Here is a 9290-nt window from a genome sequence, read left to right on the forward strand (position 1 = left end):
GGAGGCCATCGCAAAAACCGTCAATCAAATCGCCAAAACCCAGAAATTACCGGCCAAGCACATCAATCAGGGGTTCTTCGATCCCTCCAGATCTGGCCCGAATGCTGTGCAATCATCCGTGGAAGAACTGCCGCCGTCGCATTGAGGACACCGGACACGTTTACGTCCACCATTCGCTGCCATTCGTCCACTTTCAGGCTGTCAATGTTGGACAGGGGCATCAGGCCCGCATTGTTGACCAGCACATCAATCCTGCCAAATTGGGCAATGAGGGCATCTGCCGCAGCCTTGCATGAGGTCAGATCCGTAACATCGGTCGAAAGGGCAACGGCTTTACCCCCTGCCCCGGTGATTTCCGCCGCCAGCGTGTCCAGACGGTCCTTGCGCCGTGCTGCCAGACCGACTATTGCACCCTCTGTCGCAAGTTTGCGTGCTGTTGCAGCCCCTATCCCGCTGGAGGCGCCGGTAACAAGGGCGACTTTACCTCTGATGCTCATGATAATCTCCACCTATTCCATTTAAAAAAGATCGAGAAAACAGGTAAAGACCAATGAAAATGGTTTCTGTCGTCCTCTTGCCAAAATCATTGTGATTTTGCGTTTTTGTGAGTTGGACTGGACAATTCACGGCACGTCTGAAAGGTAAACCGGATGCCGTACCCGCATCGTTCTTCGCTGCATGCCGCCAGTTATGCCCTCAATGACCGCATTCCGGGCCGGAAGATCGCGCAAAGCCACGGGGACGCATGGAAAGAGGCCGAGGCACAGATATTCCGCCGACCGCAACAGGAAGATGAAGTGCTGGTCCCGGCCGTGGCCGAACCCTTGCTGGTCTGGATCATCTCGGGAGAAGCGCAGATCGAGGAACGCGAACTGACAGGTGAATGGACGAAAAGTGAGGCCGGGTCCGGATCATTTTTCCTGACACAGACCGATGCGCCTTACCTCATGCGCTGGCAGGCTGATCCGGACCGTCCGTTTGAAGTCCTGCATCTTTATCTGGGGCTTACTCTGGTGAACCGGGCCGCCCGATCGTTGGGACTTAATCCATCACGGCTTTCCATGCGCGACATTTCCGGTGGTCAGGACGCATTCATATCTGGCGTTCTGACAGGCCTGGCGGCCGAGATCCAGGCGACTCATTCGGCCAGTTCTCTATTTGTAAATGGCCTTCTGGAAAGCCTGACCGTCCATCTTCTGCGTCATTATGCCCGGACACAGCCTTCGCCCACGCCCAGACCTGCACAACTGCTAGCGTGGAAGCTGCGCAAGGCGCTGGATCATATGGAGGCCCATCTCGCCGAACCGTTCGATCTCGATCTTCTGGCCGGGTTATGCGGGATGAGCCGGTTTCATTTCAGCCGGTCATTTCACAACACCATGGGGCAAAGCCCATCACGCTGGTTTATCCGGCGGCGTGTGGAACATGCGAAGGACCTTCTGTCACAGACCAACAGGTCCATCATCGAGATCGCCCTGACCAGTGGCTATGAGAGTGCGAGCCATTTTGCACAGATGTTTCGCAGGGAAACCGGCATCAGCCCACGCGACTACAGGAAGCTATGATGGAGACGGATAAGGCGGCTACTACCTCCCTGCTTCAAATTCATTGACCAGATAGCGGTTAAGGCAGACCTAAAAGGCCGCCTTTAGACGCTGTTTTTCTCAATGCGTAACTTTCAGGCTTGATTTCCGACTCTTCTTCGGCGGGATGCTGGCCACACGCTTTCTTGGTATCTTCGCATCAAAAACCGTTGCGGATCACGACATCTAGCGCTGTTCAACGAATTAATGGGCCTTGAGCTGAGCCAGTTCCGATGCACGCCATATCTCCCAGCGGCGAAGCAGGCGGTGGTATGGTTCACCTGTCCGCTCATCCAGCTTTTCTACCGCGGTTATCCGGTCCGTACGAAAATGACGGAAGTCCTGTCGCAGTTCGCACCAAGCGATCAGTACGCGCGTGGTATCCGAATAGCCAAGAACCACTGGCCATACCGTACGCTCGGTTAGCGTACCCCGTTGATCGCAATAATGCAGGCGCAATTTCATTTCTTTACGTATTGCAGATCGAAAGTCCGCCGCGTCCACCGTATCCTTGGACGCATCAAGAGGCAGCTTCGCCGCAGTGCTCGGCGCAATGATAAATGGCTGCAGGCGCTCGGGCACAACTGCCGCAATCTTAGCAAGAACGTCCAATGCCGTACATGCAAGCATTTCATCGCCATGGGCTGCCACCCACTGCGCGCCCAGAACAATCGCCTCAATTTCCACCGGGGTCAGCGCAAGCGGCGGCATGTCGTATCCGGAGCCGAGCACGTAACCAACGCCAGCCTCACCTGAAACGGGCACGCGCTGCCCCATCAGATGCGCGATATCGCGGTAGATCGTGCGCGTGGAGACCTCCAATTCCCCAGCCAGCGCCTGCGCCGTGATGGGGCGCGACGACCGGCGCAGGATTTGGATAATCTGAAAAAGGCGGTCGGTACTACGCAAGGGTTTTGCAATCATGCTGACAGGATGCTGTCAGCATGATTGTGCCAAAAGACGGCGAACACAACCTTATGCAGGAATCGCTCGATGAAGTTTGCCTCTACCCGCCTGATTGCCGCTGACATCAACACCATGGTTGCATTTTATGAATTGGTGACCGAACAGCCTGCCGAATGGCTTGCACCCCAGTTTGCCGAAATCGTCACCCCTGGCGCGACACTCGCGATCGGTAGCGCCGAGACGGTCGCCCTGTTCAGGGAAGGAACTGCCGAACCGGGGGCAAACCGCACCGCAATTCTGGAATTCAGGGTTGATGACGTGGATGCCGTATTCGCACGCCTGAAAAACAAAGTGGACGTTGTGATTGAGCCAAAGCTGCTGCCATGGGGCAACCGCACGGCCCAGTTCCGCGATCCCGAGGGCACGATCATCAGCCTGTTTACGCCGTTAACCAAAGCCGCCCGCGCCCGTTTCGGAACCCGGCGACAACGGGTAGCCAACCGGTCTGTTATTTCTATAGACAACATACAGGAAAGCGGGGGGGAGGCGAACGACCTGGTTCTAGGAACTAACCTGAAGAAACCGGTCATTTAGGCCCGGTGTCTCGGTCTCGTGACAGATGTACGTCGTCCTGGTTCAAAGCAAAACGGCATATGTAGCAGCGTGACCTATCTCTCACTTCTTTCATGCCTTGAAAAAGAACGTCGATGGTCCGCTTGTACCGTATCGTCATCTCCACGTGATTAACAGGTCGGCCTCCTGACCATTCGAGGATGAGCGCGATGGCAGCGTCCTGGTCTATCCCGATGCTGCGATCCGTCTTGCTGTCATAGGCTAGAGCCGCCAAGGTGCGGCAATGCTCAGTCTTACCATGTCCAGCGAACGTCTCACTGCAGCGAGTACGTTCCATGACGATCTTTCGGATGAAACGCCGGCCACATGAAGGCAGCGGAATTGGTTGCTGCCCCCTCATCGACATCGCACACCTTGCGATCGCTCGCAGTGGACGATGAGGAAAAACGATGCATTATCCAAGTCCCCAGTCAGGGTGAATGCATGTTCGATAGGTTTCCTGAACTTGGTGGGAGTGCAATCAAGGAGGCGACCACGATCTCGGTGCCCAACGAGGTCCAGAACCACTGCTCATAAAAATCCGGTACGCGCCCTCTGATGTTCTGACGTCCGAACATCAGCATATGCTCCGATGCCCTGAAGTTTGCGCATTTTGCGATGGAATGTATTCCTCCCATCCGAGAAGGACCTTACAAATTCCGTCTGAGAATGTTCTGACGTCCGAACATTGAGCATAAGGATGAACTAGAACCAGAAGACTATCGTAACACGCCGCACAGCAAAATATCATCCTCCATTATATCTCTGATCGCTATCTCCTCAGCTGATTTATGCCTCGTTTTAATGATTTGTCCGCTTTGACAAAGCCTCATTCAAGACACAAGTAATCTATAATACGGTCCTAACATGCCGCACCTGGGCCGGATTAGATCTTCGACGAGAAGCAGGCACACATTGATCGTATCTTTCGAAGACCAATTTAGCAGCCTGTCGGGTTGGCCTTTGGGAGGATCATAAAGCCGAGGGTAACCTGACTTATGCTGTTTGAAGCCGTGCCATTCTCTTGCAGTTGTATGCGAGAGCGACGAGTGTCCATTCAGTTGTGACTTTTGCAAGGCCACGCAGGCTGAATCTTCTGAAGCCCATGATGCTTTTGATAATTCCGAAGACCGGCTCCACGGTCTGCTTGCGTCGTCTGTAAAGATCTCCGGCTTCTGTGGTTTCCAACCTGTCCTTCATGGCGAGCCGCCAGGGTTCGGTTATCCGGCGTGGCTCCCTTCCTTCGGGCCGGGGCCGGAAGTCGTAAGCCCTGCGGGCACAGGGCCGCCCAATGGCGACCAGCGGATCAATGCCCTTTTCCCGCAGTTTCCGGACCGCCTGTCCGCTGGCGTAACCGGTGTCGGCAAGCACCTTCTCCGGGAGACCGATTGTGTCTTCCATCGACAGTACCGTGTCGGCAAAGGATGGCGCGTCCGCTGACGTGGCGACAACGCCGGTTGTCACGATCAACTGGCTGCCTTCGGCGCAAACCACGGCCTGGGCATTGTAAGCCTGCCGGAATTCATGGGCGTCCGAGCGCCGCATGAGGCGGCTGTCGGGATCAGTCAGGCTGATCTGCCGGTCGGGTGGCGGTTCCTCATCAGGCGGTTTCGGCGCCCGGCCACGACGCCCTGTTTTCGCATCATAAGCGGCTTTCTTCTTCTCGTAGGCCGGACGCGCCGTTTCAGCCTGCTTCCTGGCATCAGCTTCCAGCCGGGCGCAGGCTTCGTCCAGCTTCGCTTTCAGTGTTTCCCGTCGGGCAAGCTCTTCCGGCAATGCCTGCGGATCGCTGTCTGTGACATCTGCGTACTCCGCCTGGTCCATCAGTTTCGCAATATCCAAAGCCAGTTGTTCGCGCAGCGCCCTGATCCGGTCGTAGCGCACCGAACGGTATTTCGAAGCGTCGGCATCGATTTTCGTGCCGTCGATCGATACTACACCCAGACGCAGCAGACCCGTCTCGCGCGCCAGAAGCAGGACCTGCGCAAATGTAGCTTCAATGGCTGTCCGGTTCGTCCGGCGGAAGGTCGCAATCGTATCATGATCCGGATGCAGGTTCGCCGCCACGAAACGCACCCCTATGTCGCGATATGTCGCCCGCTCGATCCGGCGTGAGGAAAACAGCCTGTTCGCATAGCTGAAGATCAGAAGGGCCAGCATCAGGCGCGGATGGTACTGTGCCTTGCCACCCGTGCGTACTGGCACGGAAAACGCATTCATCGGAACCCGTTCAACGGCAACTACAACGAAATGCGCCATATCATCAGCCGGAAGCCACAACTTCAGATCAGGAGGCAGAAGATACGGCTGAGACCGGTCAAACGGGATGAAGCTGCTCATCACACCACCTTACAACCTCTCCCCTTCATAGGGTACCCCAACACGACAGGCTGTTAGGGCTTCATATCAGCCCATATGTCGTCGATTTTTTCCTTGACAAGAAAGACTGATAACAATCAACATCAACCATCATCGTTGATGTTGATGCTATTTTACGCATCAAAAGTCTGTCTGGGGAAGCCATAATGAACGGTCAAACATTTCGAAATAGCCGACTGACTTTGCGATTAAGTCAGGCCGACATCAAAGATGAACTCAACCGCAGACTCGGCCGAAGCTATGATAAACCCAAGATTAGCCGCTGGGAAAACGATAAAGAACCGATCCCGGATGATGTCGCCGAGGTGATACGTAATATGGCTGGCGCAGTTCAAGATTCTGCAAGAATACTTGTGCTGGCAAACCAAAAAGGCGGCGTTGGGAAAACAACGTCTTCGCTCAATCTTGCATACGCGTTGTCATCACTGGGAGGACGCGTTCTTCTCATTGATATGGATCCCCAAGCAACAGCTACAGCCGGAATACTCGCTGGCGCCAGTGTTGAACTTTATCATCAGGGCAAAACGACAGCCCACCTCATTCTCGGTGGGAAACCTCTCTCTGAAATCGTGGTTGCGGCAGGCACGCTACCAGACGGACGCGAACTGCCCTTCGATTTCATCGCCAGCCATATTGACCTAGCTGAAACGGACGGCCGGAGAGAGCCCGGTTTTGACGCCGCGCTACGGGAAGCCATTGATCCTGTCCGTGAGGACTACGACTGGATCGTGATCGATGCACCTCCCAATCTCGGCATGCTTACATGGATGAGCCTTGCTGCTGCCGATGACGCAATTGTCCCTGTGAGAACCGAGCCTTACGACACAATGGGCGTTGGCCTGATTATCGGCACAATTGGCAAGATCCAGCGTCGTCTGAATCCAGGACTTCGACTTCTTGGTATTTTACCGACGCAATATAACGCACGCAAATCTGTGGACCGTGAAGTCCTTCAACACTTATGTTCCATGATGAAAGATCGCGCCCCAGTTCTGGAACCCGTGCCTTCAAGCGCTGTGTACGGTCATGCTGCACGCGCAGGCAGGATTGCGTTGGAGTCCTCTTCTTCAGCGGCCGCAACGGCACCGTACCTTCGGCTGGCACAAGCACTCCAAACGAAGACAGATTTTCCGCTTGCAGATATCGAACAGCCTGAAGGTAATGCGTGATGGCAACCCGACGCAAAACAAAAGCCCCATCTCCTATTCTTGGCGTAGCCGCTGGGCTCATTGACGACGCCAGCAACAGTTTTGTTCGCCAGGACGGCAAATTTCGACATACATTCGAAATTCCTTTGACAGAAGTAGCGCCAGATCCGGACCAACCACGAAAAAGTTTTGACGACGAGAGTATCGCAGCACTGGCAGAAACAATGGTCGCTGAAGGACAGCTTCAGCCCATTCTCGTACGTCGTGTCACGAACTCACAATCCGACAAACGGTGGGTCATAGTCGCGGGCGAACGCCGTTGGCGAGCCGCGCAACATGCTGGCTGGTCCAGCATGCTTGCAATTGAACACGACGGTGATGCTGAAGTCGCAGCGCTCATTGAGAACCTTCAGAGAGTGGACCTAAACCCTCTGGAAGAAGCAACCGGCATCCAACGACTGATTGAAAAAAGAGGCTGGAACCAGAGCCAGGCAGGTGAAGTTCTTGGAAAAAGTCGCGGCGAAATTAGCTCTATCCTGAAAATCCTGACGCTCCCAACCGATATCCTTGAAGAGTTGACGTCAGAGCGAGGTGTGGCACGAAATACCCTTGTGGAACTCGCAAGAGTCCCGGATCCTGTGAGACAACAAGAACTCATTGAACAAGCCAGAACCGGACAACTCACAGTAAAAGCTATTCGACTGGGTCGAGCTGACCTCGAACGGCCGGAATCCGCACCGACCCGCAAACCTTCCGGATTTACGTTTACATCCGTAGACAGGATGGCCCAGCGTCTAAGTGAAGTCCGTGCCCAACAACTCCCGCTTAATTCGGAAGACCGTGAACGCTTGCGAAGGCTCCGGGCCGAGATTGATCAGGTGCTCGGTGACGAAAATACGTAACACTGACGAGAGAATCATTGACCCTGGTTGTATTAACCGGTTTGTTTGCATTCGGAACATCGCGCACAAAAGGCAGGGCTGGGGTAGATAATGGCTAGCAACGAAGCTGACCTGTTTGTCGACTCCCTAATAGGGGCTCCGTTAAAGGATGACAGAGCCCTTATGGAATATCCGTTCTTCAGCATCCAGAAGCAACCGCGCATGGAGCCTCTGGTATATGACGACGGGAAAATACAAATTACCATAGAACCTGGCCCAAAAGGGCTTGCGACGATTTGGGATAAAGACATACTTCTTTATGTCGTCTCTCTTATCAATGAACGCATTGAGCGAGGGATGACTGTCGACCATACAGTCCGCTTCGCTGCGCATGATCTCCTGCGCGTCACCGGTCGAGGAACAGGTAAGCGCAGCTACGACCTTTTGCTCGATGCGCTTCATCGTCTGAGATCTACGAACATCATGACAACAATCGAATCTGCAGACGAACGCGACCGGCGCGGGTTTGGCTGGATAGAGACATGGCGCGTAGTCGAGCGGAAAACATCGACTGGACGTAAAATTATGGCAGCCATTGAAATTACGCTCAATGACTGGATGTTTCGTGCCCTCGTCAAGGAACGCAGGGTGCTGACAATTAACCCCACTTATTTTAGTCTCGATAGTGGGTTGGGTCGCCGTATTTATGAGATCGGACGAAAGCATCTTGGTAACCAAGAAATATGGAAAATTAGTCTAGATAAACTCGCCAAGAAAATCGGTACTACACGCGAATTACGATTTTTCAAAAGAGATCTTCTCAAAATTATAGGCGATGACGTTATCCCCGATTATCAGCTATCCCTCGAAGTAGGTCCAAGGGGAGGGCGTCCCGTAGTGATTTTTGAACATCGAGAATCACAATCTTAGCGATAAAATATGAGCAGGACATGTGCGCGATGTTCCGAACCATGAGACGCTGTCGCGTTTGTTTTCCTGGGCGGCTGTGAAGCGCAAAATACCCAAGATATCAAGCCTGCTAGTTATCGGATGCCATAACTTGTCATCGCCTAAGGAATCAAACGCACGGACGTCCGAACGCCAGAGACCTACCTTAAACGTGCGCGATGTTCCGAATTCATGGCGTTTTGGCAGAGACTGCGCCTCATCAACACCTTGGGCAACTATCGGCGTGAACTTGATAACCGAATTAGCAAGGTGAAGATCGTTAATGTGCGCGATATTCCGAAATTTTCTCTTTCTTATATCCATTCCCAAAAATTGGAGGCCTGTTGCAGTTGTTCTTGACGGTCGCAAGGTATGCCTTCTGCCCTGTCGACGATGATTACTCCCATTATTCACAGCAACGCGATTCTCGTTCGGAATATCACGCACGTCTTATCGGAACATCGCGCACATCCCAACGGAATATCGCGCACGTTTTCTTTCGGAATATCGCGCACGCCTTATCGGAACATCACGCACAGAAATAGCGCCTAACCAAATGATATTAAACGCGCTTTTCATCCTTTAACTTTTTAACAGTTTAAAAATAACCTTCTAACTCGACCGTTGGGGATAAGTCTGCGTTCCTTGCATTCCATCTTCAGTTCGCGCTAAGACGCATTATCTTTCGGTATGTAAGCAGCAGCTTTCCCTCCCCCTTGAAGAAGCAGCTTATTCGACGTTGAATTAGGGCCTGTTAGATCTTGAATTTCTTCCCATATTGTAGGGATGGAAGAAGGAGACAGAACAGGCACCTTTACGGACGAGACATGGGC

General features: G+C 53.5%; 7 protein-coding genes and 1 pseudogene. 5 read left to right on the top strand and 3 right to left on the bottom strand.

The features are described from left to right. Positions 1-86: 86 nt before the first annotated feature. A pseudogene (locus HNH97_RS16640) lies at positions 87-509 on the bottom strand (SDR family oxidoreductase); the annotation flags it as partial. A 141-nt stretch (positions 510-650) separates the two neighbouring features. On the opposite strand from HNH97_RS16640, the gene HNH97_RS16645 reads away from it, so the two are divergent. Beyond that, positions 651-1565 carry a helix-turn-helix domain-containing protein gene (locus HNH97_RS16645; RefSeq protein WP_014106962.1) on the top strand — a complete coding sequence of 305 codons (915 nt, stop codon included), beginning with the start codon at positions 651-653 and terminating at the stop codon, positions 1563-1565. A gap of 222 nt (positions 1566-1787) precedes the next feature. Here HNH97_RS16645 and HNH97_RS16650 read toward each other — a convergent pair whose 3' ends face one another. Beyond that, positions 1788-2507, bottom strand: a complete 720-nt coding sequence (locus HNH97_RS16650) for a helix-turn-helix transcriptional regulator (RefSeq protein WP_014106963.1) — start codon at positions 2505-2507, stop codon at positions 1788-1790. 69 nt (positions 2508-2576) lie between these two features. Between HNH97_RS16650 and HNH97_RS16655 the strand changes: the two genes are divergently transcribed. Next, positions 2577-3083, top strand: a complete 507-nt coding sequence (locus HNH97_RS16655; RefSeq protein ID WP_233045858.1) for a VOC family protein — start codon at positions 2577-2579, stop codon at positions 3081-3083. 1014 nt (positions 3084-4097) lie between these two features. Here HNH97_RS16655 and HNH97_RS16660 read toward each other — a convergent pair. Then, on the bottom strand, positions 4098-5441 hold the full coding sequence (locus tag HNH97_RS16660; protein ID WP_171791633.1) for an IS1182 family transposase: 1344 nt from the start codon (positions 5439-5441) through the stop codon (positions 4098-4100). A gap of 185 nt (positions 5442-5626) precedes the next feature. Between HNH97_RS16660 and HNH97_RS16665 the strand changes: the two genes are divergently transcribed. The 3 genes from HNH97_RS16665 to HNH97_RS16675 all read left to right on the top strand — a co-directional run bounded on the left by HNH97_RS16665 (position 5627) and on the right by HNH97_RS16675 (position 8439). Then, positions 5627-6649 carry a ParA family protein gene (locus HNH97_RS16665; RefSeq protein ID WP_014106763.1) on the top strand — a complete coding sequence of 341 codons (1023 nt, stop codon included), beginning with the start codon at positions 5627-5629 and terminating at the stop codon, positions 6647-6649. After that, complete coding sequence (locus HNH97_RS16670; protein ID WP_010511481.1) at positions 6649-7530, top strand: ParB/RepB/Spo0J family partition protein; 882 nt, start codon at positions 6649-6651, stop codon at positions 7528-7530. The genes HNH97_RS16665 and HNH97_RS16670 overlap by 1 nt, the downstream gene beginning before the upstream one ends. 90 nt (positions 7531-7620) lie before the next feature. Beyond that, positions 7621-8439 carry a replication initiator protein A gene (locus HNH97_RS16675; RefSeq protein WP_010511482.1) on the top strand — a complete coding sequence of 273 codons (819 nt, stop codon included), beginning with the start codon at positions 7621-7623 and terminating at the stop codon, positions 8437-8439. The last annotated feature ends 851 nt before the right edge of the window (positions 8440-9290 follow it).

Origin of the sequence: Gluconacetobacter entanii, from assembly GCF_013155425.1 — a bacterium.
GTDB lineage: Bacteria > Pseudomonadota > Alphaproteobacteria > Acetobacterales > Acetobacteraceae > Novacetimonas > Novacetimonas entanii.

Excerpts from the sequence above, each read along its gene's own strand:
- HNH97_RS16645 (WP_014106962.1), top strand. The coding sequence starts at position 651 with ATGCCGTACCCGCATCGTTCTTCGCTGCATGCCGCCAGTTATGCCCTC.
- HNH97_RS16650 (WP_014106963.1), bottom strand. The coding sequence starts at position 2,507 with ATGATTGCAAAACCCTTGCGTAGTACCGACCGCCTTTTTCAGATTATC.
- HNH97_RS16655 (WP_233045858.1), top strand. The coding sequence starts at position 2,577 with ATGAAGTTTGCCTCTACCCGCCTGATTGCCGCTGACATCAACACCATG.
- HNH97_RS16660 (WP_171791633.1), bottom strand. The coding sequence starts at position 5,441 with ATGAGCAGCTTCATCCCGTTTGACCGGTCTCAGCCGTATCTTCTGCCT.
- HNH97_RS16665 (WP_014106763.1), top strand. The coding sequence starts at position 5,627 with ATGAACGGTCAAACATTTCGAAATAGCCGACTGACTTTGCGATTAAGT.
- HNH97_RS16670 (WP_010511481.1), top strand. The coding sequence starts at position 6,649 with ATGGCAACCCGACGCAAAACAAAAGCCCCATCTCCTATTCTTGGCGTA.
- HNH97_RS16675 (WP_010511482.1), top strand. The coding sequence starts at position 7,621 with ATGGCTAGCAACGAAGCTGACCTGTTTGTCGACTCCCTAATAGGGGCT.